Below are 24,870 nucleotides of genomic sequence, written 5' to 3' on the forward strand. Positions count from 1 at the left end.
AGTTTGCTCAATTTATTTGAGTTTGACTGATATCTACTCAAAAAGCCATTCTGCGCCAGACCAATTTTCATGACTCTGGGGCGCATCGTGACAAAACTGAACCTGATTGCTGGCGAATGGCTGGCGGGCGAGACCGAAACTGAAAACCGCAATCCTTCGGATCTGAGCGATCTGGTTGGCATGTTCGCACAGGCCAGCGCCGATCAGCTTGAGGCCACATTGGATCAGGCGCGTGTGGCACAGGCAGAATGGGAAGCCTACGGTCCCGAGCGCAAGCAAGCGGTTTTGATGAACATCGGCAACGAGCTGATGTCGCGCGCCGAAGAGCTGGGCACGCTGCTGGCCCGCGAAGAAGGCAAGCCGCTGGCCGAAGGCAAAGGCGAGGTTTACCGCGCCGGTCAGTTCTTTACCTATTACGCAGCGGAATGTCTGCGCCAGATCGGTGAGAACGCCGACAGCGTCCGCCCCGGTGTTGAAATTGACGTACGCCGCGAGGCCGTGGGCGTGGTTGCCATCATCAGCCCGTGGAACTTCCCGACCGCGACCGCGTCGTGGAAGATTGCTCCGGCGCTGTGCTATGGCAACGCAGTTGTCTGGAAGCCCGCCAACATCACGCCGGCTTCTGCCGTGGCCCTGACCGAGATCATCGAACGGCAGGACATCCCCAAGGGTCTGTTCAGCCTTGTCATGGGGTCGGGCCGCTCGATCGGCCAGCGGCTGGTTGAAAGCCCCAAGGTCAACGCGATTTCCTTCACCGGTTCCGTTCCGGTTGGCAAAGGCATCGCGGCCGCTGCGATTCAGAACCTGACCAAAGTTCAGATGGAGATGGGATCGAAAAACGCGCTGGCCGTGATGGATGACGCCGATCTGGATCTGGCGGTGACGCTGGCATTGGGCGGAGCTTTTGGCGGTACAGGTCAAAAATGTACCGCATCCTCGCGTCTGGTCGTTCATGCCGGTGTGCACGATGCATTTGTCGAAAAACTTGTCGCGGGTGCGCAGGCCATGAAAGTCGGCCACGCGCTGGAAGACGGCGTTCAAATGGGGCCGGTCGTCAGTGAACAGCAACTGAACGAAAATTTGGCCTATGTCGATCTGGGTAAATCCGAAGGTGCCGAGCTGGCCTGCGGTGGTCAGCGACTTGAGATGCCGCATGACGGTTTCTACATGTCCCCCGGCGTGTTCCTGAACACCAACAACGATATGCGGATCAACCGCGAAGAGATGTTCGCGCCGTTGACCAGCGTCATCAAGGTCGGCAGCTATGACGAAGCGCTGAGCGTAGTGAACGCAACCAACTTTGGACTGACTTCGGGCATCGTGACGCAAAGCCTTGCGCGCGCAACGCACTTCCGCCGCAACGCACGCACCGGTGTTGTCACAGTCAACCTGCCGACCGCAGGCACTGACTATCACGTTCCGTTCGGCGGGCGCGGCGACAGCTCGTACGGTCCACGTGAACAGGGTAAGGCAGCTGCTGAATTCTATACCACTGTTAAAACAGCCTACATCAGCGCGGGAACACCGGTCTGATGCGCATCGACGGGCTGCAATACGCCAACTGGTCGGAGAAGATTTTTCGGCAGCTACGTGAAGGGGGCGTGGACGCAATCCACGTCACCATCTCGTATCACGAGAACTTCCGCGAAACGGTTCTGAACTTTGAAAAGTGGAACCGCTGGTTCGAGCAATACCCCGACCTGATCATGAAAGGCCGTTGGGCCAGCGACATCGACATCGCCCGGGAAACCGGTCGGACGGCTGTGTTCTTTGGCTTCCAGAACCCATCGCCCATCGAAGACGATATCGGGCTGGTGGAGATCCTGCACGATCTGGGCGCGCGTTTCATGCAGCTGACCTATAACAACCAGTCGCTGCTGGCGACCGGCTGCTATGAGGCTGAAGATACCGGCATCACCCGCATGGGCAAACAGGTCATCAAAGAGATGAACCGCGTAGGCCTTGTCGTCGACATGAGCCATTCGGCGGATCGCTCGACCATTGAGGCCGCCGAGATGTCCGAACGTCCCATCGCCATCACCCACGCCAATCCGCACGAGTGGTCCCCGGCCCTGCGCAACAAGCGTGACGCGGTGATCCGGGCAGTGACGGAAAACGGTGGGATGTTGGGCTTTTCGGTCTACCCTCATCACCTGAAAGACAAATCCGACTGCACTTTGGAGAGTTTTTGCGAGATGATCGCCCGTACGGCCGAAAAATACGGTGCACAAAATCTGGGGATTGGAACTGACCTGTGTCAGGATCAACCCGACAGCATCGTCGAATGGATGCGCGTTGGTCGCTGGACCAAAGAAATTGACTATGGTGAAGGTTCCGCCAGCAATCCCGGCTTTCCGCCGATGCCGAGCTGGTTCGAGGACAATCGCGACTTTGGCAATATCGAAACCGGGCTTCGCGGCGTTGGCATGAACGCCGACGAAATCTCGGGTATCATGGGCGGAAACTGGTACCGCTTCTTCGAAAAGAACTTCGGACCGCAACCCGCATGAACCAAACCGGCACTGATATCCCGCGACGCGATCCCGAGCAGGTCATGCGCCTGTCACGACTGGGATCATTACATCAGTGTAGGCTCAGCTTCATGCGGCAACTGACCCGGCGCTTGGCGCGTGAGGACTGGTCCTTTAACCGCCCCGTATTTGCAATCGACGATAACGGCGTCGGCCACGCTGTCTACACGGCGCAAGGTCCGGATCGCGCCTATTCGCTGGTTGCGTTCGCCCATGACCTGCCGCCTGAACAACGGTCGGACCGGGTGATCGCCGAGGCGTGGGACGCCACTTTCGCATTATTCGATGGCATCCCAACGGAGCAGGACATCCAACGCCTGTCAGAAAACGTTCCTTTGCAAGAGGCAGGGCGCGTAAGCGAAAGCGAGCTGTCACTGTCTCGTGCCAACCGGTCCGTGCGTTTGTGGAAACACGTGGTTGACAGGTTGGCTGCCGGACAACAGCCCGACTTGGAGCAAATCCATAAAGTCGGCTACCTGATGCGGACGACGGCCGTATACGGATCGGGCAAGTTCGGCGCCGCGGATCGTGAGAAGATAGCGAACCGGCCAGAACTGCACGCGCCGTTTCAGGCGGAAATGCTGTCGGTCTACCTGACGCGAACATTTGTCCGCGATCTGGTGCAACATTTGGCCCTCGCCAAAGGCGGCATGCAGACGGCGGATCTGGACCCCGAGATTGCGCAGTGGCTGGGCATCGGTAACTCTACCGGCCTTGGCATGGCTCCGTTCATCGTGAACCACCCGGTGCTGTTCAACAACTGGATCATGGCACGTGAAGAAGCTCTTTCGCGTGTGCGATCGTTGCAAACGGCGTCCGAGGATGCAGCCCGGCACTTTCGGGAAATCTACGATCGCAGCAAGCTGTCGATGTCGTGGTGGCGATCAGAGCACCCGGTCCAGATTGAAAAGCTTGCGTCGCTGAATGCCGATCTTGCGGCAATTACCAGTTATCTGGACCAGAATAACCTAACGCAGGACCACCCGTGGGACAGACTGATCCGATGGTCCGAAACCGCACTTGGTGAAGAAGGGCAGGAACTGCTCGCATCGCTTGTTCTGGAACCCTATGGCGATCTGGTGGATGGCCTGACCGGCTGTATGGCTGACGGGAATGCGCAGGCACAGGTTATCAACGGGGGCATGACCGTCGATCAGGTCCGCACCGCGATTCAGGACCGCTTTGGTTGGGCGTTGGATTTGGAATGGTCGGCAGAGGCAAACTGCGCGCGCGCCTGGTACGTGTCTGAAGAAAAACTGGAACCACGCTTGGGTGAACGGTTCGAGGAACCAATTGCCGAATACGAACAGCCCCTTGCCCCGGCCAGAGACGCCGCGCTGGCCTATGCGGACCTTGAGAATTGGCAGGACGACAGATCGATAGCCGAGTTCCTTCTGCGCCATCCTGAACACCGTCACACGATCCGGCGTGCGCAGATCGGCCTTGTCGCGCCATATGGCGAGCTTCGCGACAACACGATCAGCGCTGGGGTCATGCCCATCGATATGCTCCGGGCCAAGTTATCCTTTTTTGGTGCTACGCATTTTGACCCACGCTCGGACCGCTGGGTGCGTATCTGCATGTACGCTGGCGCCCCCTACCCCGAAGACCTGAATGCCAAAACCGCAGATCTGTGGGTTTATCCGGAGCTTTCCCAATGAACGTCTCGCTGAATGAGGTCGAAGCCACGGCAAAACGCGCGACCCGAGGAGCTGGATACAGCTGGGGACTGGCTGAGGAAGCCGCGAAAGCAACGCGCTGGCTGTGCGCGCACGGGCAAAACGGTACCGGTGCTTTGGCTCAGCTGCTGCAACTGGATTTGGCGAGCACACCAAAGACACACGCCCCGTCCGATCTGAGCGGCGAATGGCAGAGCGAAAACCAGCTGTGCCCATTGGTGACCGGCGCATTATTGTCTGATTGTGCCCACCGCCTGAATTCATCCCCGATAGCAATAAGAAACGTAGCCGTACCCGCACTGCTGCTTCCATTTGCGGCCAATGCCGCACGCTTTCTAGCGACCTGCGTGAGCGTAGATTATGACCACGCACTAGCGGAAACCGACGGTTTTGACTTGTCCCTGGACGCCCCGATCCCGGACCGGGCACATCAGGTATCTGTGCACCTTGGCGGCCAACTTACCGCCCCCGTCCCGCATCGAACACGGGCTGAACCCGATCCGACCGATTGGGCGGTACTAAACCGGTTCGCCCACCGCACATACGCCCCCGCCACCGAGGAATCCCGCCTGCGCGGGGCCGGCGCGGGCTTATCCGACAACGATTGAAGAGGCCCCAATGATTGAAACCCGTACACTGACCCTTGAGCAGATCGAAGATCTCGCCTTCCGTGCGCTTGTTGCCGCAGGAACCGCTGAAGCCAACGCCCGGCCATTGGCCGTTGCGACGGCTGCAACCGAGGCGGATGGGGTTGCCAGCCACGGGCTGGCCTACATCCCGATATATTGCGAGCACGTGCAATGTGGGAAAGTGGACGGAACGGCCCAACCGGAACTGTCGCGCCCGCGCCCCGGCGCAGTGAATGTGGACGCAGCAACCGGCTTTGCCCATTCCGCAATTGATATGGGTTTTGAGGTCCTTATCCCAGCTGCACGTGAACAAGGGATCGCGGCACTGTCGATCCGCAACAGCTATAACTGCGGTGTCCTTGGCTACCACACATACCGGTTGGCGCAGGCCGGGTTGGTTGGTTTGGGGTTCACCAATGCTCCGGCTTCGATCGCGCCTTCGGGCGGTGCGAAACCAGTCGTCGGAACCAACCCCTTCTCGATCGCCGCGCCCGGCGCGGAGGGCCAGCCTGCCCTGCTGATCGACCAAAGCGCCAGCACGATTGCCAAAAGCGAGGTCATGAAACATGCGCGCGAAGGCAAACCGATCCCGGTTGGCTGGGCTCTAGACACAGATGGCAACCCGACCACAGACCCCAATGTCGGCCTTAAGGGGTCGATGGCACCGTCAGGCGGCTACAAAGGCGTCGGTGTTGCCCTACTGACAGAGATCATGGCCGCAGCTTTGACCGGAGCGACCCTTGGCATTAACGCCTCGCCCTTTTCCGGCACCGCCGGTGGGCCGCCCAAGACCGGGCAGTTCTTCATTGCGATAGACCCGACCGCCACCTCTGGCGATGCGTTTGCTTCGGGGATCAGCGAGTTGGTCGGCGCAATCCGCGCACAGAACGGAGCGCATCTGCCCGGCGATGGGCGCGGTGGCAAGCGCAGGCAGGCACAGACCGATGGTGTTGCCGTCAATGCGGCCACACTGGATAAGATTGAGGCAATCATAGCCTAGCTATTCTGCCTGGGCCTGTCAGGTCGCCAGCGAACGGGTCGTTTGTCTGGCGACACATTCCAAATCACAGCGGATGCTGAAGTGCTTGGGGTCATCCGACGTAATAAAGTCGGTAAATTTCTCACCGGCCAGCGCCCCTATGGTTTCTGCGGGAATACGGATGGTTGTTAGGCCCGGCTCGACGTCAGCTGAGCCTTTGAAATCTCCGATACCAATTATCGACAGATCATCGGGAACGCTTAATCCAAGTTTTTGGGCAGCAAACAGAGCGCCCTGCGCAATTACGTCATTGCCGCACAGCAATGCCGTCGGACGTTTCGGCGTCGTCAAAAGGGCCAGGGCAGCCTGCTTGGCCTGAGAAACACTATAAGGCGCTTGGGTTTCATGCTCGTCAGGCACCGAAACCCCCTGTTCGCCCAACGCGTCATGCACGGCGGAAAGGCGGTGCTGCGCGCGGTCGTTCCCCTGAGTTTCGGGAAAGATCAACCCGATATCACGGTGCCCCAGCTCTAGCAGGTGTTCGGCCGCCAATCGTCCGGCCAGATGGTTGTCCGCACCCACGCAAGGCAGGGGTGATTCCTCTGAGTAGTTCCAGATTGCCAATGCGGGTATCTTTTGCTGCGTGATCAAGCGGTTGGTGGCATCGGAATGTTCCAACCCGACCAGCGCCACACCGTCTACACGATGTTCAAGAAACTTGCGAACCATCGCGTATTCCCGATCCAAATCATACCCATGTGACGCCAGCAACAAGCTGAAGCCTGCTTTGTCGATCGAATCCGAAAAGGCCTGAATAACCTCGGAAAAAATAGCGTGGTTGATTGTGGGCACGACAAGGCCAATTGTTCCCGACCGTTTTCCATGCATCGTTTGGGCCGCGCGGTTGCGGATGTATCCCAAGCGCTGCACCGCTTTGTTGATCTTTTTGCGAGTCGCCGGGTTGACCAGATCGGGGTGATTGAAGGTACGCGAAACCGTAGACGGCGACACCTTCGCAGCCTTTGCAACAGCCACAATATCCACCTTAACCTTTTGAAAGTTAGACATAATTTTACCCTACCCGGTCAAATTTATGAAAACATTTGCAATACTATTTTCATCCCCTAACCTGATTTGTCAACAAAGGTAAAAGTGCGAACGGACGGGTTGGGAGGCCCAGGATGGAATTCATTTACTACTTCGGAGATGTGTTCACGCCGATGTCGTTCCTGCTGCTATTGGGCGGCACGATCGGAGGGCTGATCCTGGGCGCGACACCCGGCCTGTCGCCAACGATGGCGGTGGCCCTGTTGATCCCGTTCACCTTCCAACTTGAGGCCGCGCAGGGTCTGATCCTGCTGGGGGCGGCCTATACTTCGACCGTGGCTGGCGGAGCGGTCAGTGCCATCTTGCTGAAGATCCCAGGCGCTCCGGCGAATATCGCCACCACTCTGGATGGCCACACGATGGCCAAAAAAGGTGAAGGTGCCCGCGCCTTGCAGCTGTCTTTTCTGGCATCGGCCGTGGGCGGAATCTTTGGCGTTCTGCTGCTGATCTTCCTGACGCCCGTTTTGGCGCAATGGGCGCTTGCCTTTGGACCATCGCACCTGTTTTGGCTAGCCATACTGGGCGTGACGGTCATTGGCACGCTGGACTCGGCCTCAGTGGTCAAAGGTTTGCTGTCGGGCTGTATCGGGTTGTGGTTGGCCACGATCGGGTTCGACGACATCATGGGTGCGCAACGCTTTATCTTTCACCCCGCGTTGGGAGGCGGCATCAACATCATCGCCGCGTTGATTGGCTTGTTTGCGATACCTCAGGTGTTGACCATGTTCGCCAAGGGTCGTCACAACACAGGTGCCGAGGTGATCGAAGTGCAGCGCCACTCGATCATGGCGGCGTTCAAAGAATTGTTCAGCCGAACCCGAGCGCTGAGCATCGGCACGCTAACGGGCTCGATCATCGGCCTGATCCCAGGTGTCGGTGGGCAGATCGCGGGCCTTGTCGCCTATGACCAAACCAAAAAGTTCTCGTCGGAAAAAGAAAAGTTCGGCACCGGCCATTCCGAGGGTGTGATCGCGGCGGAATCCGCAAACAACGCGATGGTCGGCCCCTCGCTGGTCCCGCTGCTGACGCTGTCCATCCCCGGCAGCCCGACCGCCGCCGTGCTGTTGGGTGGGTTGCTGATCCACGGGATTTTCCCGGGCTCGGACCTGTTTGACAATCACCCCGATGTCGCCTGGACCTTCATCAACTCGATGCTGATTGGGCAAGTTCTGATGTGTATCTTCGGCCTCTATGTTGCAGGCCTTGCGGCCCGTGTTGCGCAGGTTCCGCAATCCGTCATGGCCGCCATCGTTCTGGCCTTGTCGGTCTTCGGTGCATACTCGGTTCAGGGCTCTATGGGTGATGTCTATGTCATGGCATGTCTCGGAATCGGAATGTTCTTTTTGGAACGCTTCGGTTTCTCGGCTGCTCCGCTGGTACTGGGTCTGATCCTCGGGCCAATCGCCGAGGCCAACTTCATCCAGGGTGGAATGATCGCTGACGCCACAGTTGGTAAAGCCTCATACTTCATGACCGGCGGATTGAACCTGTTCCTGATCGCCGTGGTACTGGCCTCGATCGCCTATTCGGTCTGGATGGAACTGCGCAGCCGCCGCTACACCACCAAAGAGGAGGCACAGGCATGAACCGCTCGCAGCACGTATTCGGGTCAGGTCTGGTCTTTGCCGTTGGCCTGTGGGTCGCATGGGTCAGTTACACGCAGCAACCCGCCGAGGCATTCCTGTTCCCACGCCTGATCGCAACGGTCTTTGTGGTACTGGCCGGATGGACGTTCGGCAAAGCGGTCATGGGTCTGTCCAAGGTCGGAAACGGCGTGACACGGACGATGTTCGTGAACATGCTGCCGGGTCTGATCATCACGCTGATCTATGTTTTCTGGGCGGCGAAGACGCTGGGGTTCTACACCGCGACAACCATCGCCTTTTTTACCCTTCTGTCGATCTATGACCCCGCGCCCCATAACGAGGCCAAAACCTGGATCAAACGCGGGATCATCACGGGCGTATTTGTGGCGGTGATGTACGGGCTCTTTTCCATGCTTCTGAACGTCTACACACCAAGAGAAATTCTGTTCTGAACACGCAAATGCGCGGATGAACCAACTTAGGGAGGAAACGCAAAATGAAACGATTGATTGCAGGGGCAGCAATGGCTCTGACGGGCCTGACAGGCGCGGCAATGGCCGAGGAGTACCCGGAACGGCCTATCATGATGATGGTCAGTTACGGGGCCGGAGGCGCGACCGATTTTCAAGCCCGGATCGTCACCATGACATCTGGAAACGAGGATGCGCTGGGAATGCCCATCGCCATCATCAACAAGCCTGGTGCCGGTGGGCGCGTGGGCTGGAACTGGTTCGCAACTCAGGCCGATCCGGACGGCTATACGCTGGGTGCCTACAACGTTCCTCATTTCATCGCCCAGTCGATCAAGGGTGGCGTCGATTATTCGACCGACAGCTTTGAACCCATCGCGAACTGGGGTGCAGATCCGGCCGTGTTCGTGGTTGGCGCCGACAGCGAATTCAACTCAATGGATGATGTTGTCGCCTATGCCAAGGAAAACCCGGGCAAGCTGACCGTATCCGGTGCTGGCCTTTTTGTGGGCCACCACATCGCGGCGTTGCAGATCGACAAGGCCGCCGGGACCAAGATGGCCTACATCCCGACCAAAGGTGGCGGAGCAGCAGCCATGAAAGCCGTCATCGCAGGCGAAGTCATGGGTGGTATCAACAACCTGTCCGACGCCTTCCGTGCGCAAGAAGCTGGGAACGTGAAAATCCTCGGCGTTGCTGATCTTGAGCGCAACGCGTTCCTGCCGGATGTTCCGACGATGATGGAACAGGGGCTGGACGTAGACAATTCATCGGTCAACTTCCGGGGTGTGATGGTGCCCAAAGGGACACCTCCTGAGGTGATCGAGAAACTGGCAGCAACCGTACCCGAGATGTTCGCCAATTCCCGCGTTTCCAAGAAGATGGAAGCGGGTGGCTCGCCCATGCACATCATGACACGTGACGAAGTGATCGAGATGTGGGCGCAGCGCCAACAGACGCTAAACGAACTGCTGGCGGGTCTTTAACCGACCCCAATCGGGGCGGGTAGAACCCGCCCCGGACAACCAATCGAGGACCAAAATGAACGCTCCAAACGACATAGCCCCCGAAATTGCCGAAGTGGACCGGATCGTGGCACAGGCGCGCAAGGCTCAGACTGCCTATGAGGCAACTGGCAGTCAGGCGCTCTATGACAAGGCGGCGCTGGCGGCAGGCTGGGCGATCATGGAACCTACTCGCAACCAGGCGCTGGCAGAACTGGCGGTTGAAACCACCGGGCTGGGCAATGTCCCCGACAAGATCACCAAAAACCACCGTAAGACACTGGGTCTATTGCGCGACATAGCCGAGGCAAAGACATATGGCGTCATAAGCGACGATCCGGAAACTGGCATCACGGAAATCTCCCGTGCGATCGGCGTCATTGGCGCAGTGGTCCCTTCGACCAATCCGGCCGCAACACCGGCCAACAACATCATTAATGCTCTCAAAGGTGGCAACGCCATCGTCGTCGCCCCCTCGCCCAAGGGCGTTGCATCCTGCGAGAAACTGCTAAGCTTCATTCACGCCGAGTTTGACAAGCTGGGGCTGGATCGGGATCTGGTCCAGATGATCCCCGCGCCGGGGTCAAAGGCCAAAACCCAACGGCTGATGGAGACCTCGGATCGGGTGATCTGCACCGGCAGCCAGAACAACGTCCACCGGGCCCAGTCCTGCGGCACACCGGCCGTCGCGGTCGGTGCGGGCAATGTCATCGTGATCGTCGATGAAACCGCCGATCTGTCTGCGGCGGCGGCCAAAATCACTGCGTCGAAGTGTTTCGACAATGCGACTTCGTGCTCCTCCGAGAACGCGGTTGTAGTGGTGGACGCAGTCTATGACGACTTTGTCGCAGCAATGGCCGCCGAAGGTGGCGCGCTGGTCCCCGCTTCCGATGCCGCAGGTATCATTGCACGTCTCTGGCCGGACGGGCACCTCAACCGATCCGCGATTGCTCAGGACGCCGACAAGATGCTTGAGGCGTTGGGGATGGCAGACAAAGCGCCCGAAGGCACGAAGTTTCTGGCGGTAGAGACAGATGGGATCGGTCCCGATCATCCCCTGTCCGGAGAGAAGCTGAGCCGCGTTCTGGCGCTGTACCGGGCGTCGGACTATGCGGCTGCCAAGGCCACTGCAGCGCGTGTCCTAGCCCATCAGGGGGCCGGACATTCGGTTGGCATTCACACAAGCGACGACGCGCGCGCTGTTGAGTTGGGCCGAGAGTTACCCACCTGCCGGGTTATCGTGAACCAGGCGCATACCTTTGCAACAGGCGGCAGCTTTAACAACGGAATGCCCTTTTCGCTTTCGATGGGATGCGGCAGCTGGGGCGGAAACTCTATCGACACCAACCTGCATTGGCGGCACTTCGTCCAGACCACCAAAATTGTGCGTGAAATAGCCCCACGCGAACCCGCACTCGAGGATATATTCGGCGCGTATTGGAGGGAGGCTGGCCAATGATGGAACCGCCCAAAGGAACGGTCCGCGACTGGCTGGACCTAAGAGCCGATCAGGGCGGAACCGGGTTTGTGTTTCCCGATGGCGCACAGGATCTGAGCTGGGCTGAACTGCGCGGCTCGGCCAGAAACGTTGCAAGCATGCTGACTGGCCTTGGGGCGCAAAAAGGCGAAAGCGTCGCCCTTATCTACCCCAATTGTCGCGAGGCGCTTATCGCCTTGTTCGGCGTACTCTATGGCGGATTCCGGGCAACCATGATCAATCTCGTCGCTGGGGACAGTGCCGTGACCTACGCCCTTGAACACAGCGGCGCGCGCTTTGCCTTCGTGCACCCGGATCAAGCCGAGCTGTTCGGCCGAACAGCCGACCCTGCCGTGACCAAGCCTTTGCAGATCGCCGATGCTGGTGACGCAGATACCGAGCTTTACGACCTGACGCCCGAAGATCATGCCCTTCTCATGTACACCTCAGGCACAACCGGCAGACCAAAGGGCGTCGTTCATACCCATTCCAGCCTTTTGGCCGGCGGCTGGACTACCGCTGTCGCACATGAACTGACCGACACTGATCGCGGTTTCTGCGTCTTGCCGATCTATCACATCAACGGTCTTTGCGTGACTGTAATGGGAACGCTCGTTTCGGGCGGGTCACTGGCTATGTGCGAGCGGTTTTCGGCCAGCCGGTTCTGGGAGAACCTTGGAAAGACTCAGGCCACTTGGTTTTCGGTTGTGCCCACCATCATCTCTCATCTGCTGCAATCGGACACCAATCCGGACAGCCAAACCCGTCAGCGGTTGCGGTTCGGGCGCTCTGCTTCGTCCGCGCTGGCACCGGACGTACAACGGGCTTTCGAAGAACGGTTCGACGTTCCCATCGTCGAAACCATGGGCCTTACCGAAACCGCCGCGCAGATCCTTTCGAACCCACTTCCGCCGGGTGTGCGCAAGATCGGCTCACCAGGTGTTGCCTATGGAAACGGCGCCGCGATCCGCGATGCGAACCAACAGCCCGTCCCACACGGAACCGAGGGTGAACTGGTCATACGCGGACCAAATGTGATGCTTGAATACCTTAAGGATCCGGATGCGACCGCAGGCACGTTTACTGCCGATGGATGGCTTCGCACCGGCGATCTGGCGCGTATGGATGAGGATGGATACGTCTATGTTACGGGCCGCTTGAAAGAGCTGATCATCAAGGGCGGCGAGAACATCGCCCCGCGTGAAATCGACGAGGCGCTTTATTCCCACCCCGACGTTGTCGAAGCCGCAGCCTTTGCACGCCCCTGCCGCAGCTATGGCGAAACCGTCGAGGCCGCTGTCAAAATCCGGGAAGGGTCCGTGCTGACGCCGCTGACCTTATTGCAGATTTGTGAGACCAAACTGGGTCGGTTCAAATCCCCTGACGAGGTTCACATCCTGCACGATCTGCCAAAGGGGCCATCGGGTAAGATTCAGCGCAACCGGATACTCGAAATCGTTGACGATCAGGGCTGAGTACCAGCAGGACTATTCCCGCTGGCGTGCAGCCGGGGCCGACCCGGTGCATTGAACGGCGCTAAGTCTTGCGCCGTTTCGGCACAGCCTCTCCGCCCTTGCCCGCTTTCGCGGCTGAAACGCGGGCGCGATTCTTCTTGCTGCTGGGTTTTCCCTTGGGCGGCGGCGGGCCTTTGGTGGGTTTACCGCCGGGCTTTACGCTTCCGTCTTTGCTCTTGTTAGCGGGCGTTTTGTGGGTTTTCTTCTTTGCGCTCGTTGCCGTGAATTTAACATCCGGCTCGCTCAGTGACGAGTCGCGGTGCGGTGTCGAGCCATGTTCTTTTGATCGGGTCTGTTTGAAACCGCGTTCCGCAGGATTTTTGGGCTTGCGATCTTCTGGCTTGGGTTTGCGGTTACGGGGCGTCGGGGCATCGTTCCAATCAACGGGGGTGGTGTCCCCTTTGCGCGGACGCGGTTTACCCTTAGGTGGGCGGTTGGACCTTGGACGCTCAAACGCTGGCAGGTCAGGCGCGCCATCCAAGCGTACAACGTCTTTCGAACCTTCGATTTTCATGCCCGGGCCAACAGCCGCCAGAAAGCCTGCAACACTGGCTTCGCGGATCTCGACGTAAGACACATCATCGGCAATCCGGATCGCGCCGATATCGTCTTTGGTCAGATCACCGGCCTTGCAGATCATCGGCAGCAAATGTCGCGGCGATGCGTTTTGGTTGCGACCTTCAGACAAGGAAAACCAAACGCTCGGACCAAAGGCGGCCCGGGGTTTCGGGCGGTCCGCCGTCACCGGGGCCAACTCTTCCGGCGCTGAGTGGCGCAATTTATACTGACGAAGATACGCTGCCGCTATTTGCTCAGGGGTAAATTTTTCAACCAGGTGCTGAACCGCGTCCTGTTCGCTTTCGGTAACTTCGACTTGCCAGTCATCCGAGGCGAGCATCCGCGCCTGATCCCGTTCGTTCACCTCATCCGAAGACGGGGCGACGCCCCAATCCGCCGTGAGCTTTGCGAACTTCAGAATACGCTCTGCCTTTTTCCGCGATGACGGTTCGACCACCAGGGCACTGACGCCCTTTCGTCCGGCCCGGCCCGTGCGTCCCGAACGATGCAAAAGCGTCTCGTGACTGTTGGGCAACTCGGCATGGATCACCAGATCGAGGTTAGGCAAATCAATTCCGCGCGCCGCGACATCTGTCGCCACACATACCCTCGCACGCCCGTCGCGCATCGACTGCAACGCGTTAGAGCGTTCACTCTGCGTTAGCTCTCCAGACAGTGCCACGACAGAAAACCCGCGGTTGGAAAGCCGCGTGGTCAGTCGTGACACCATCGCGCGGGTGTTACAGAAAACGATAGCATTGGGGGCTTCGTAATACCGCAATGCATTGATGATCGCGTTATCCCCGTCCCGCGGCGCCACCATCATCGCACGATATTCGATATCAGCATGTTGGGTTTTCTCGCTGACCGTGCTCACCCGCTCGGCATCGCGCTGATAGCGCGTTGCCAGGCTAGCAATGGCGCGCGGGACTGTAGCCGAGAACAGCAACGTTTGCCGCTCCGCCGGGGTTTCATCCAGGATGAACTCAAGATCCTCGCGAAATCCAAGGTCCAGCATTTCATCGGCTTCGTCCAGAACCACAGCCCGGATCGCGGTCAAATCAATGGACCCACGCATGATATGATCGCGCAGTCGACCCGGCGTTGCGACGACAATATGCGCCCCACGTGCCAAAGCCCGGCGTTCATCACGCATATCCATACCACCTACACACGAGGCCAGAAACGCGCCGGCATCAGAGTATAGCCAGCTCAGTTCACGCTTGACCTGCATGGCCAGTTCTCGCGTAGGCGCAACCACCAAAGCCAACGGCGCGCCGGACGCCCCGAACGTCTCATCTTCGCCCAGCAACTGTGGTGCAATGGCCAACCCGAACCCGATGGTTTTTCCCGATCCGGTTTGCGCCGACACCAACATATCGCGCCCTTCCAGCTCGGGCTGTGTCACGGCCTGCTGGACTTGTGTCAAAGTATCGTAACCCTTGCGGGCAAGCGCATCTGCGATGGTCTGTTTCACGGTGGTGTTCTTTGTATCAGCCGGGGGATACGTGCCTTGCGGTATTGCAATCAGCGCATCTTCCAAGGTTAAAGACCGCCTCTTAACGGGAGTCGCTGGCAATGTATAGCCGTGTCTTTTGTGGTGACCGAAGTAAAAAACCGCCGGTCTCGAAGGTGTATTTTGATGAACTGGTCTGCGGCTTCAGCCTGCTGTCAAAAGCGGGTTCGAAACCGTTCATGACGGCGGCGGGCTTGAAACTCCGGGGTGTTACGCCCTCGGAACAACTCGACACGCTCGGCATCCAGAAGATCATGCCCATTGAGAATAGGACTTTTGCCGGGTTTCGCTGGCGGGATGAGCCTACCGTCCAAGAATATCTGGCGCAGACTTAAGCCTAGCAGCCTTCTTCGCCTTTTTCCAAACCAACGAAAGCCAACAGCAATGAACCTGCCACCCGAAATCGGCGAGGATATGACTCGCCCATTGAACCGCACACACAAGTTGCCGCTTATCTGAAGGTATTGGCCCGCGAAGTCGACCATGCAGGCATAGAAGCTCAAGAGGCATTGGACCTCCTGAGCGACACCCCGGACAAATTTGAAGCAGCATGGACACGCGCGCGCCCCGACGCCCTGGTCGTTTTTCGCCTCGAACCTGACGGGGCGCGAGGGATTGTCGGTGGCACAGATGCGAAGCCGAGGCGCTTTGTGGCCTTTGCCGAACAGTATAAACCAGACAATTGGTGGCACAGTTTTAGGGGGGTTAAGACAGGCGCAATACGGTATCGCGCAACACTGCTGTTTTCGCCCGGTCCAGCTGCTTGTATCCAACTTCATGTCGCGGCAAAAAAGACAAAGAGCATTATCAGTGAGATCAATATGAATACGAGCAGTTTTTTTTTCGCGGCGTTGCTAGGGCTGCTTATTTCTTGCATGATTGGATATGAGGCCTTTCCGGTCGGGGACGATTTTGCCTATGGGCCACTTACTGAACACCGGATCAACCCAGCACTTTTTGTGAATGACGATCAGCTGCGGCTTTTTGAAAACCACGCCTATGTCTACGAGTGGGTTTATCGGACAGGACGGGCAACAATTGGGGTTGAGCCCGCCTTTCGTTTGGGTGTGTGGCTTTTGGCTATGATAACATCGGTGGCGATTTGGTCGTTGCTGCGCGCGCTTGAAGCGCCCGTGGCGGCGCTACCGATTGTTCTTGGCCTCAGTGTGGTTGTTCAACTCGACGGCATGGGGCGGGGAGATTTCGGGGGGCTGACATCCACATTTTTTCATCACCATAACGTGGCTTTGACGTTTGTAATCGGAGCAGTCGCCGCGGCACTTTTTCGCAAGAATTGGCTCGCAGGACTTTTCCTAGGGCTGGCAACCTATGCGCAACCAATGACTGCGTTTCACGGCGCAATCGTGATCGGTCTTGGTTCATTGGTCCGTAATCCACTTGATGCGGTGAAGCTGGCAGCTGCCGCGGGTGTTGTGGCATTTCCCGTAGCCATCTGGCTCTTTGAGGCAATCCTCAAAGAGCCAGACATTATTGTAACGTTTGATCTGATCACGGATGCCTATCGGTTCCGGGCACCAGCGCATTATGACCCACCGTGGTTCGATATCATGATCACCACACTATACTTGTTGGCAGGCTATGCTGGTGCTGCTTTGTTGCATCGCGAGAAATCGAGCATTGCGCGTTTTGCGGTAGGGCTGCTGCTAGGGTTTACGCTACTCCATTTTGTCACACTGGTTGTCTATAAAGTTGCCATTGCTGAGTGGGTAGGTTTTTTCATTCTAGATGCAAACCGCTCTACGCCAGTTCTTTTTACCGTCAACACATCTTTGGCCGTTGCGGGCATGTGGCTCGCCAAGACCGGTCGCGGGGTTTGGTTGACAGGGATTCTACTGGCGACGCTTCTGTTCCTCAATATGACGCCGGCAGGGCTTGTTCTCATCGCAATCGGTGTTGCGATGGCGGTGGCAGGCGACCTACCGCGGACTCAGACATCCGCTTTGTGCGGCGTTGGGGCTGCGCTCTTGATATTGTTTCCTGCCCAGCCGCGCCCGCCTTATCTACCTGAGTCGACGCTTTTGGCGTTGGAGCAAATCCGAACCGAAACTCCGGTTGATGCATTATTCATCATTCCTGTGAGCCTGATGGAATTTCGTCAATATGCGCAGCGGAGTGCTTATGTGGATTTCAAGCTTTTCTCGGTGGCGCAACCTGATCAAGCCTCATTGACGCGGGCGCGAATTGAGGAGGTCGCGCGCCCGGCACCCGAACATCGCTCTGTGCGAGGTTGGGGTGCGGCATACCTTTGGGATGACGAACAAAACCGTCAGGCGACTTGTGCCAATATGGCCGAAATGTTGGGGACGACGGGTGCGCAATATTATTTGCGCCGCGTATCATCAGAAGAAACAGCGCCCGAGTGCCCTGACTTGCCGCGTCCGATCCTGACGAAGACGTTGGCGCTTTACGGGTCGATGGAATGAGGACGGGCAAAAACCCAGAATTTGCAAAGCAAGAAGGTTGAGACGGGCACGGCTAAGGCGACAACCGCCATTGCGAGAACGAAAGGTCCGCCAAGTTGTACCGCGATCAGCTCGGTAATGGCTGTGGAAAGTAGAAAGCCAACGCCGGACACGGTCAAAAACCGTGGCGCGTGAAAACGATGCTTGAGTGATGTGTCAAAGGTAATTCTGCCGTGCCCCAGATATGACAGGCTAAAGGCGGCGGCAAATCCGGCACTGTTTGCCAGCAAGGGTGCGATGCCGAAGAATTTCAATGCAACAATTGAAACAACGACATGCAATATGGTTGCCAAAACGCCAATCCCGGCAAAGCGCGAAATCTGCCCAATCATTGAGAGGCTGGATTGGTTGTCAGCACGGCGCAGAGTGAGAGGCCGACGGGCAGGCTGAGACGGCCAACAAGGTGTTTTTCAGCCGCAAAAACAGCGCGGAGTGCCGCATTGACATGTGGCGCAGGTAGTGTGTCATCAGCCTTTTCGATCCGGAACAGTGACTTAACTGCCCGACTGGCTACGGCCAGCGGAAAGAGGGCTGTGTTGAAATAGAACCCATACTCCATATGCAATCCGGCCTTCGCGGCAACATCTGCGAGTTGCGCACGGGTATAGCGGCGGAAATGGTGGTGGCGTTCATCGTGGCGCGACCAAAGCCATTGGAATGCAGGCACTGTCATCACGATACGCCCGTCTGATGTAAGACGGTTTGCCAAGGCACCCAGAGTGGCTTCGTCGTCTTCGATATGTTCGAGTACGTCGAAAAGCCCAATAAGGTCAAATTTTTCGGAAGCGAAGGGCACCGCGTCAGGTATTGAGCCTTCGGCAATTGCGATACCGCTTTTGACTTCGGCAGTCCGGCGCGCATCGGCATCAAGTTCGAACGCGCGAATATGACCGAATTTCGCCAGCATGCCAAGATTTCCGCCTGTGCCACATCCTGCTTCGAGAATGCGCGCGTCGTCCGGCAGTTTTACTAGCCTTGAGATTACTGCGGACAGGATTTCGCGGCGGGCGACGAACCACCATTGCACTTCTTCGAGTGCTGCCATGCGGTCAAACACAGCACGATCCATTAGTTGTCGTCCTGACCTTTGTGAACCGATCTAAGAACGTAAAGTGGTCGATCTTGGACTTCTGAGTAAATGCGCCCAATGTATTCGCCGAGAATACCGATCGCAAAGAGGTTGAGCCCCCCAAAGAGCAGGATCAGAATAAGGGTCGAAGCGTAACCTGGTACAACTACGCCAAAGATCAATGTCTGCACCAAAATGCCGAATGCGTACAGAAACGACACGGTCGCAAGAATGGCACCTGCATAAGTCCAAATATGAAGCGGGGCCGTCGTTGATGAAAATATCCCATCTAGCGCAAATTTCCAAAGGCTCCAAAAAGACCAAGCGCTTGTTCCGTTTTTGCGTTGCGGGCGCGTGAAGGTTACTTCGACGGCATCAAAGCCTACCCAACTGAACATCGCTTTGTTAAAGCGCACTCGTTCACCCATGTCGCGCACCACGTCCACGACCTGCCGATCCATCAGGCGATAGTCGCCGACATTATGCGGGATTTGGTGATCCGCCATGGCGTTGAAGATGCTGTAAAACCCATCTGCCGTTTTACGTTTGAGCCAGGTGTCGCTGTCTCGGCAGATACGTTTTGCATTGACAACCTTTGCACCCTGATCCCAATGATCAAGCATCTGCGGAATAAGATCGGGCGGATCCTGAAGATCGACATCCATTGGTATGCATGCATCACCCCGAGAGTGTTCAAACCCGGCTGAAATAGCGGCTTCTTTGCCGAAGTTTCGCGAAAGATTTAAAAGAATGATGTGGCAGTTTTTCTGCATTCGACTGCGAATGGCAAACTCTGTTGCGTCGCGGCTGCCGTCATTGACAAAAACCACCTCGTAGAGGTATTCGGGCTCAAGCGGAGCGAAAACTTCTTCGATCTTGTCAAGAAAAGGCCCTATGGCTTCTTGCTCGTTGCAAACCGGCACCACAAGCGAAACCAATTTTGCTTTGCTGGGTCGGGAGGTGTTTATTGCTTCTCCCGTAGTCTGCAACGTTTGTCTGTTCGCTACCATTTCGGCTCCTGAGGATGTTTGGCGTAATCCCAGATTGATGTGGGCAACAATATCGGCGCAATCAGGCAAAACTTAGGCGTTTCAAGTAGGAAATTTTTCTTGTTTGCTTGACTAGGGTCAGGAGTCGTAATCAGCAATTGACTAGATCCACGAGAATGCTTGCTGACAAGAAGACTTTCGGACACCTAGCGTAAACTGCGGCTACTCGCCTCTAGTCTTTCAGTCGTCCGAACATGATCTCGAATCGATTACGTCAATTGTAGCGCCGCTGGTCGTGTTTCAGAGGCGTATTGCGCTGTTTTCGACTGGGGATAGCGCGCGTTGGATAGGCCGTCTAGCGATTGAAAACGAGTGCGATGCGTTATTTCCGCCTAATTTGGACAAGCACAATACCTTCCATGGGGCTGTACATAGATAAAGCGCGGAGAATCGGTAAGCTTCTCATAATTTTTGTATTTTTTTACATTAGTGCTGCCCGGGGGCGGCATATAACCTAGTCCTCACACTCCTACATGTAGTCTCATGCCTTCTTGCGCTTACTCGACGCCCACCGCGAGACATATCCCGTGTTCTGGGGGGGCTGGAGGGCATCATCGAAAAGGGTTCCTGCAGACAAGTTATCGAGACCCGGCTTGGATGGCCGGTGCAGCCGCGATGTTAAAAATTCCGCAACCATCGGATGCTAGAAAACTTCCCAATGCAGGCAAATGGCACGGACTGCTTGCGCGTTGCTGCCTGTGAGGTGACAGAGGCCGGGCATCGCATCTGCGCACCGATTCACGACGTGCTTGTGCTGATTGGAGACGCGGAGACCATCTACGAGGAGGCACAACAGGTGGCAGCCATCATGACCCGGGCCGCGACCACCATCGCCCGAATCGAGGTGCCCGCGGATTGCGCCATCACCTTGCCCGGCGAGCGATACAACGAGCTGCGTGGCAGGGCGATGTTCAACACCGTCGTAGATCTGATCGATGGCAAAGCTTGACTTGTCCGATTTTACGGTTTCGCCGAAGGAACTGGAAACCATAACCTCGCTGGTATCCGGCGAACCGGTCCAGTAATTGTAAAGGTCCTCAAAAACAAACCCCGCCTGGTGCGATGATTTCACAATCCTAATGATGGCCGACGTGCGCCAGTTTCTGCCACCGACCACTCGTCTCTTCTGCGCGATCCATCAGCGGATGAAAATGCCGGGCGAGACATCGGTGAAGGTCGACGCCAAGCTGTTCGAGGCGGCCGGCATCAAGAAGCAGACCGCCAGAAGACGCGCCGTAGCGGCGTTGGAGAAGGTCGGGACTGTGGCCGCCGAGAGATTGCAGGGCCGGTGCTTCATCCTTACCCCGTGGTCAGGAAAACCATGAGGACCTTTGAAAGTAGCTCCACCGTCTGGCCAGGAGAAGCCGAAAGAGTCGGGTCGAAGGTCGAGTTTGCTCATCTGGGCGTTATCTGGCGAAAAGGTTCGGATGATCTTTTTGCGTCCGGAAGCTGCCGTCTATGTCACCTGCAGCACCGTTCAAAAAGGGCGGAGCCCAGCCATTCTCTGCAAGCGCAAAAAGGACAAACCGAAACAACAGAAGCGGCCGTTCGGGTCGGCCGACTACGCCCAAATCCGAACCGGACGTTCGCTGCACAGCTGTTGATCGTCTCACATGCGGGACGAACCCGCCTTTTGCTTACGCAGCATTCGCTATCGCAGAAACTGCTCGCAAGTGCCGCTCCTCTTGTTGGGCAGTGCAGCGGATTTCGACAGACCAGTCATTCAAGTGGCGCGATGTTGCCTAAACGGCAACTTTCCTTTCGCCGCATTCAGATGCAACAAAAGGGTCGCGCAACAAAGCCGCCATTGTCGGCGGGATTTCGTAGCCTTAAAGCGCGCAACGATCATTGGTGTTAACAAGGCGCACTAGCATAGGTTTCCGGGAAGTCTCCAAGTTACACTCAGAAGCGACAAGATAGCGCTGCACTATTCTAGCGATGCACGAGCACGGCGATTGCTATCACAACCACCGGTCAACTCTTTTGCTAATTTACAACACGCAATGTCTCAAGAAACCGCTTCAATATCGAGTAGTCCGCCCTCTTTTCGGAATAAACACACACATACGGTCTTACCATAGCGATGGAAATCTGAGACGGCTCGATGAGGGTACCTTCCCCAATACTGGCTTCTGCAAAAGTGCTGGGAACCAATGCGACACCAGCCCCGTTCTTTGCGGCAGTAATCGCGACCGTCAGATCACTAACGATAGTGCCCGAGACTTGGGAATCGTCGAATGGCCGGCCTGCCGAGCAAAACCAATCTTGCCAAGTTGGGCCGCTCGCATAGGCCGCACCCCAATTGACCTGAATAAGCTGGGATCGTGGAACATTGCTGAGATCGCCCACGGAGTCAGCGAAGCATTCCCAGAATGCGGGCGAACAAACTGGCCGTGCGACGTCCGAGAACAGGTTTTTCTCCAAGTAGCTTGGATAGAATTTTGATTGATAGGTAAGCCGGACGTCAGCGCCTTCCCTCACGAAGTCAATTGGGTCTTCCTGAACCCGGATGTCCAGAACGGCGTTGTTTTCAGCGCTAAACCCCGCGACTCTGGGCATAAGCCAACAATCGGCGAGCGAAGGAATTACGCTCACGATGAGCTGGCGGGGCCGACGGTGTTGTCGCAATCGATGGACCGAACCCGAGATTTCCCCAAATGCGCGGGCGAGTCCAGGATACAGCTCCATACCAGCATCCGTCAGAATAATCCGGTTGCCCTGTCGCTCAAAGAGCTTCTTCTCTAAATTCTCCTCAAGGCTCCTGACCTGCAAACTGATTGCAGCAGAGCTAACCCCAAGTTCTTCTCCTGCTTTCACAAAGCTCTGGCAGCGAGCCGCGGCTTCGAATGCGCGAAGACCTGTCAGTGAGGGCATATTCAACGCTGACTCCCTTTAGTTTTTCTTTCGGTAGGCGATAATTTTTATCGTTGTAACCAGAGCCGTATTGATTGGAAATAGAGTTGTTGAATTCAGGAGATGCCGTCATGAAAAATCTAATTGCTTTGGAAAGCTACCCTCTTCATCAACCTGAAAGCGATGCGTATGCCGCGCTCGTGCAGAGGTGTAACCAACAGCTGTTTTCCAAGGGCATGTTCGATCTGCCAGGGTTCATTCGCGAAGACGTTGTGAAAGAGGCGGCCGAGATGGTGAAGCCTGCAATGACCACAGAAGCCTTCAGGCATGCGCGGACGCACAATATCTACTTCAAAGACGAAGTTCCGGGATTGGCAGCGGATCACCCGGCCTTGACCAAGGTTGAAACGGTCAATCACACGCTTTGTGCGGATCAGTTAGGCGACAACCCGGTTATCCGTCTATACGAGTGGGAACCGTTTGCGGATTTTCTGGCAGCAACCATGGGGCAGACAAAGCTCTATCCGATGACCGATCCAATTGGTCGGGTAAATGTTCAGGCGAGCTATGAAGGGGAGGCGTTGAATTGGCACTTTGACCGATCTGAATTCACGACGACGATCTTGCTCCAGTCTCCCGACGAGGGCGGCGAGCTCGAGTATCGCTCGGACCTGCGCACGCCAGAGGATCCCAACTATGACGGTGTGGCCGCCGTGCTTAACGGCACCGATCCGGACGTGAAAAAGATCAAACTGACGCCGGGGACCTTGAATGTGTTTCGTGGCGTGAACACCATGCACCGTGTTGTCCCCGTCAAAGGGAAGAAAGAACGGATTGTAACCATATTTACGTTCTACGAGCGCCCAGGTGTGACACTCACGCCGAAAGAGCAGCTTGGTTTCTATGGACGAACGGCCAGCGTGTAATACTCAGTGAAAGCCGCCCGCCTCAAAGTACCGACAAACACAGCGCTGAATGTGTTGTTCGACCAGTACCCGTGGCTCAGTCGGGACTTCGCCGACCCGTATTAAAATTGAATAACCGCAAGCGATTGTTATTGTTGTATTTTTTGCAGTCTTTGCGTTTTTTTCTGCCGCCGATCGTCGGCTCGCACACAACGATTTGTTTTTAAATGTAAAATTACGCCAGGCTTTACGTCATTTTTACGTCGTTTTACAGCACGAGATACCATGTAACTCATTAATTTAAATATGCAAATTCTAGGGTAGCGCCCCGGGGGCGGAACCGAACCTCCGACACGAGGATTTTCAGTTAAGTTACCCTGCGTGTTTTCAATGAGTTACAACAAAGTGCATCACTTCGTGTATAACTTTTGAAAATCAGAGGGGTGGAATGAATTTAAAATTTTGAAAATAAACAAATGTTACGGAAGCCGCTGACCAATGTAATGTTCGGGAACAAACTTACGTAAATAACACTTTCCGCTGCTTCGGAAAATGAACACTACGCAACTGGTCGCAACTCTTCCTTTAGGTTGTGCTTGTCATCAACATACATCTCAATCACAGCCCGAGAAACGATGTTTTAGGACGCAATCAACTCGATCTGCTCAGCCTAACGCGTGCCTTCCCGCGCAACCGATGCGGCAATGACCGGGTCAGCCTCTGTAAGCGGCGTTTTGAACATTGTCTCCTCCTACTTACCGAATCCTTAGCTCGAAACTTTTTTCCTATAGGGTGGGGCTATCCCTCTTAAAGTAGATAAATTTCTCATTCGCAAATTTGTGCGCATATCGGGAAGAGGGCAACCTCAGGAAACGGAGGGATTTCCAATGGCTGAGGAAGATCAAAAGAACGTGGCGGGGACGGAAGATGCTGGTGGTGACTGCTGTTGTTGATGCGATCAAGTGCCGGAGCTTAGTTCCATTGGGTGCCGATCTGTTTGAGAACCAGCAAGACGCGTCCAAGCTTCCACATCTTGCGAAGGCTGATGCAGGCCTTGGACATGAGCACACCCCAGTTGTTTCTGCAGTTCGGTCAGTCGGGAATTTCAGGCCGGCGTGATTTTACCGCAAAGGAGAACGGGGAGATCAGAAACACTCTGACCTATCTGCACTAGTTACTGTGCACCGACCTGACCAGCAAGCGCATGCTGCCCTACCTCGCCACCATCAAAGCCCGCGAAATAGCCGAGTTCGACACATGGATAAGACACTCGGGTGAAGAGTTCATGTATGTGCTGAGCGGGAAACTGACCTTCATCTCCTAGCACTACCGCCCGCTGCCGATGAGGGCTGGCGATTCACTGTATTGTGACAGCGGCATGGGTCATGGGTGTATTTCGACCAGCGAGGAAGACGCGCAGGTGTTGCGGGTGTCACTTGAACAGCAATAGCTGCATCAAGT

21 protein-coding genes and 1 pseudogene are annotated in these 24,870 nt (G+C 56.5%); 16 read left to right on the forward strand and 6 right to left on the reverse strand.

Features of this window, described 5'->3' with window-relative positions; genetic code table 11:
- Positions 1-69 precede the first annotated feature (69 nt).
- From QMP16_RS12890 to QMP16_RS12910, 5 genes are read left to right on the forward strand one after another with little or no spacing between them, the layout of a single operon-like run.
- Complete coding sequence (locus QMP16_RS12890; protein ID WP_432653405.1) at positions 70-1,533, forward strand: aldehyde dehydrogenase family protein; 1,464 nt, start codon at positions 70-72, stop codon at positions 1,531-1,533.
- Positions 1,533-2,510, forward strand: coding sequence for a membrane dipeptidase (locus tag QMP16_RS12895; RefSeq protein WP_282152694.1), 978 nt, complete (start codon positions 1,533-1,535; stop codon positions 2,508-2,510). Before QMP16_RS12890 ends, QMP16_RS12895 begins: the two co-directional genes overlap by 1 nt.
- The gene (locus tag QMP16_RS12900; protein ID WP_282152695.1) at positions 2,507-4,192 is read left to right on the forward strand and encodes a hypothetical protein; all 1,686 of its coding nucleotides are present in this window, start codon (positions 2,507-2,509) and stop codon (positions 4,190-4,192) included. Before QMP16_RS12895 ends, QMP16_RS12900 begins: the two co-directional genes overlap by 4 nt.
- Positions 4,189-4,818 carry a DUF3726 domain-containing protein gene (locus tag QMP16_RS12905; RefSeq protein WP_282152696.1) on the forward strand — a complete coding sequence of 210 codons (630 nt, stop codon included), beginning with the start codon at positions 4,189-4,191 and terminating at the stop codon, positions 4,816-4,818. The genes QMP16_RS12900 and QMP16_RS12905 overlap by 4 nt, the downstream gene beginning before the upstream one ends.
- A gap of 10 nt (positions 4,819-4,828) precedes the next feature.
- Entirely contained in the window at positions 4,829-5,839 is a 1,011-nt protein-coding gene (locus QMP16_RS12910; RefSeq protein ID WP_282152697.1) for an Ldh family oxidoreductase, read from the forward strand.
- Positions 5,840-5,857: 18 nt separating this feature from the next.
- On the opposite strand, the gene QMP16_RS12915 is transcribed toward QMP16_RS12910, so the two are convergent.
- Entirely contained in the window at positions 5,858-6,886 is a 1,029-nt protein-coding gene (locus QMP16_RS12915; protein WP_282152698.1) for a LacI family DNA-binding transcriptional regulator, read from the reverse strand.
- A gap of 113 nt (positions 6,887-6,999) precedes the next feature.
- On the opposite strand from QMP16_RS12915, the gene QMP16_RS12920 reads away from it, so the two are divergent.
- The 5 genes from QMP16_RS12920 to QMP16_RS12940 are packed head-to-tail and all read left to right on the forward strand — an operon-like array spanning position 7,000 to position 12,937.
- Positions 7,000-8,511, forward strand: coding sequence for a tripartite tricarboxylate transporter permease (locus QMP16_RS12920; protein ID WP_108860879.1), 1,512 nt, complete (start codon positions 7,000-7,002; stop codon positions 8,509-8,511).
- Positions 8,508-8,963, forward strand: a complete 456-nt coding sequence (locus tag QMP16_RS12925; protein ID WP_282152699.1) for a tripartite tricarboxylate transporter TctB family protein — start codon at positions 8,508-8,510, stop codon at positions 8,961-8,963. The genes QMP16_RS12920 and QMP16_RS12925 overlap by 4 nt, the downstream gene beginning before the upstream one ends.
- Positions 8,964-9,007: 44 nt before the next feature.
- Complete coding sequence (locus QMP16_RS12930; protein WP_282152700.1) at positions 9,008-9,967, forward strand: Bug family tripartite tricarboxylate transporter substrate binding protein; 960 nt, start codon at positions 9,008-9,010, stop codon at positions 9,965-9,967.
- Between the two features lie 55 nt (positions 9,968-10,022).
- Entirely contained in the window at positions 10,023-11,444 is a 1,422-nt protein-coding gene (gene sauS / locus QMP16_RS12935) for an acylating sulfoacetaldehyde dehydrogenase (RefSeq protein ID WP_282152701.1), read from the forward strand.
- The gene (locus tag QMP16_RS12940) at positions 11,441-12,937 is read left to right on the forward strand and encodes an AMP-binding protein (RefSeq protein WP_282152702.1); all 1,497 of its coding nucleotides are present in this window, start codon (positions 11,441-11,443) and stop codon (positions 12,935-12,937) included. Before sauS ends, QMP16_RS12940 begins: the two co-directional genes overlap by 4 nt.
- A 61-nt stretch (positions 12,938-12,998) precedes the next feature.
- Here QMP16_RS12940 and QMP16_RS12945 read toward each other — a convergent pair whose 3' ends face one another.
- Positions 12,999-15,011 (reverse strand): DEAD/DEAH box helicase, encoded by a 2,013-nt coding sequence (locus QMP16_RS12945; protein ID WP_282152735.1) that lies wholly within the window; start codon positions 15,009-15,011, stop codon positions 12,999-13,001.
- 101 nt (positions 15,012-15,112) lie between these two features.
- Here QMP16_RS12945 and QMP16_RS12950 point away from each other — a divergent pair, with 101 nt between their 5' ends.
- Positions 15,113-15,385, forward strand: a complete 273-nt coding sequence (locus tag QMP16_RS12950) for a hypothetical protein (RefSeq protein WP_282152703.1) — start codon at positions 15,113-15,115, stop codon at positions 15,383-15,385.
- A 315-nt stretch (positions 15,386-15,700) separates the two neighbouring features.
- Positions 15,701-17,494: a DUF6798 domain-containing protein gene (locus QMP16_RS12955; RefSeq protein ID WP_282152704.1), complete on the forward strand. Its 1,794-nt coding sequence runs from the start codon at positions 15,701-15,703 to the stop codon at positions 17,492-17,494.
- On the opposite strand, the gene QMP16_RS12960 is transcribed toward QMP16_RS12955, so the two are convergent.
- Genes QMP16_RS12960 through QMP16_RS12970 form a run of 3 tightly spaced genes read right to left on the reverse strand, consistent with a single transcriptional unit; the run spans position 17,476 to position 19,612 of the window.
- Entirely contained in the window at positions 17,476-17,865 is a 390-nt protein-coding gene (locus tag QMP16_RS12960) for a GtrA family protein (protein WP_282152705.1), read from the reverse strand. The genes QMP16_RS12955 and QMP16_RS12960 overlap by 19 nt on opposite strands.
- Positions 17,862-18,602, reverse strand: coding sequence for a class I SAM-dependent methyltransferase (locus QMP16_RS12965; protein ID WP_282152706.1), 741 nt, complete (start codon positions 18,600-18,602; stop codon positions 17,862-17,864). The genes QMP16_RS12960 and QMP16_RS12965 overlap by 4 nt, the downstream gene beginning before the upstream one ends.
- A complete protein-coding gene (locus QMP16_RS12970; protein WP_282152707.1) occupies positions 18,602-19,612 on the reverse strand; it encodes a glycosyltransferase family 2 protein in 1,011 nt (336 codons plus the stop codon). Before QMP16_RS12970 ends, QMP16_RS12965 begins: the two co-directional genes overlap by 1 nt.
- Positions 19,613-20,291: 679 nt before the next feature.
- Between QMP16_RS12970 and QMP16_RS12975 the strand changes: the two genes are divergently transcribed.
- Together QMP16_RS12975 and QMP16_RS12980 are read left to right on the forward strand one after the other, a co-directional pair.
- A complete protein-coding gene (locus tag QMP16_RS12975; RefSeq protein ID WP_282152708.1) occupies positions 20,292-20,600 on the forward strand; it encodes a hypothetical protein in 309 nt (102 codons plus the stop codon).
- 133 nt (positions 20,601-20,733) lie between these two features.
- A complete protein-coding gene (locus QMP16_RS12980; RefSeq protein WP_282152709.1) occupies positions 20,734-20,976 on the forward strand; it encodes a hypothetical protein in 243 nt (80 codons plus the stop codon).
- Positions 20,977-21,637: 661 nt separating this feature from the next.
- Here the strand turns inward: QMP16_RS12980 and QMP16_RS12985 are convergent.
- Positions 21,638-22,525, reverse strand: coding sequence for a LysR family transcriptional regulator (locus tag QMP16_RS12985; protein WP_282152736.1), 888 nt, complete (start codon positions 22,523-22,525; stop codon positions 21,638-21,640).
- Between the two features lie 110 nt (positions 22,526-22,635).
- Here QMP16_RS12985 and QMP16_RS12990 point away from each other — a divergent pair, with 110 nt between their 5' ends.
- Both QMP16_RS12990 and QMP16_RS12995 read left to right on the forward strand, forming a co-directional pair.
- Complete coding sequence (locus QMP16_RS12990) at positions 22,636-23,430, forward strand: 2OG-Fe(II) oxygenase family protein (protein ID WP_282152710.1); 795 nt, start codon at positions 22,636-22,638, stop codon at positions 23,428-23,430.
- A 988-nt stretch (positions 23,431-24,418) separates the two neighbouring features.
- Positions 24,419-24,859: pseudogene (locus QMP16_RS12995) on the forward strand (cupin domain-containing protein); the annotation flags it as partial.
- Positions 24,860-24,870 lie beyond the last annotated feature (11 nt).

Source organism: Ruegeria atlantica, assembly GCF_947495585.1.
GTDB lineage: Bacteria > Pseudomonadota > Alphaproteobacteria > Rhodobacterales > Rhodobacteraceae > Ruegeria > Ruegeria atlantica_G.

Bases quoted from the DNA above. Each gene is read 5' to 3' on its own strand.
- QMP16_RS12890 (WP_432653405.1), top strand. From the start codon at position 70: ATGACTCTGGGGCGCATCGTGACAAAACTGAACCTGATTGCTGGCGAA.
- QMP16_RS12895 (WP_282152694.1), top strand. From the start codon at position 1,533: ATGCGCATCGACGGGCTGCAATACGCCAACTGGTCGGAGAAGATTTTT.
- QMP16_RS12900 (WP_282152695.1), top strand. From the start codon at position 2,507: ATGAACCAAACCGGCACTGATATCCCGCGACGCGATCCCGAGCAGGTC.
- QMP16_RS12905 (WP_282152696.1), top strand. From the start codon at position 4,189: ATGAACGTCTCGCTGAATGAGGTCGAAGCCACGGCAAAACGCGCGACC.
- QMP16_RS12910 (WP_282152697.1), top strand. From the start codon at position 4,829: ATGATTGAAACCCGTACACTGACCCTTGAGCAGATCGAAGATCTCGCC.
- QMP16_RS12915 (WP_282152698.1), bottom strand. From the start codon at position 6,886: ATGTCTAACTTTCAAAAGGTTAAGGTGGATATTGTGGCTGTTGCAAAG.
- QMP16_RS12920 (WP_108860879.1), top strand. From the start codon at position 7,000: ATGGAATTCATTTACTACTTCGGAGATGTGTTCACGCCGATGTCGTTC.
- QMP16_RS12925 (WP_282152699.1), top strand. From the start codon at position 8,508: ATGAACCGCTCGCAGCACGTATTCGGGTCAGGTCTGGTCTTTGCCGTT.
- QMP16_RS12930 (WP_282152700.1), top strand. From the start codon at position 9,008: ATGAAACGATTGATTGCAGGGGCAGCAATGGCTCTGACGGGCCTGACA.
- sauS (WP_282152701.1), top strand. From the start codon at position 10,023: ATGAACGCTCCAAACGACATAGCCCCCGAAATTGCCGAAGTGGACCGG.
- QMP16_RS12940 (WP_282152702.1), top strand. From the start codon at position 11,441: ATGATGGAACCGCCCAAAGGAACGGTCCGCGACTGGCTGGACCTAAGA.
- QMP16_RS12950 (WP_282152703.1), top strand. From the start codon at position 15,113: ATGTATAGCCGTGTCTTTTGTGGTGACCGAAGTAAAAAACCGCCGGTC.
- QMP16_RS12960 (WP_282152705.1), bottom strand. From the start codon at position 17,865: ATGATTGGGCAGATTTCGCGCTTTGCCGGGATTGGCGTTTTGGCAACC.
- QMP16_RS12965 (WP_282152706.1), bottom strand. From the start codon at position 18,602: ATGGATCGTGCTGTGTTTGACCGCATGGCAGCACTCGAAGAAGTGCAA.
- QMP16_RS12970 (WP_282152707.1), bottom strand. From the start codon at position 19,612: ATGGTAGCGAACAGACAAACGTTGCAGACTACGGGAGAAGCAATAAAC.
- QMP16_RS12975 (WP_282152708.1), top strand. From the start codon at position 20,292: ATGCTAGAAAACTTCCCAATGCAGGCAAATGGCACGGACTGCTTGCGC.
- QMP16_RS12980 (WP_282152709.1), top strand. From the start codon at position 20,734: ATGGCCGACGTGCGCCAGTTTCTGCCACCGACCACTCGTCTCTTCTGC.
- QMP16_RS12985 (WP_282152736.1), bottom strand. From the start codon at position 22,525: ATGCCCTCACTGACAGGTCTTCGCGCATTCGAAGCCGCGGCTCGCTGC.
- QMP16_RS12990 (WP_282152710.1), top strand. From the start codon at position 22,636: ATGAAAAATCTAATTGCTTTGGAAAGCTACCCTCTTCATCAACCTGAA.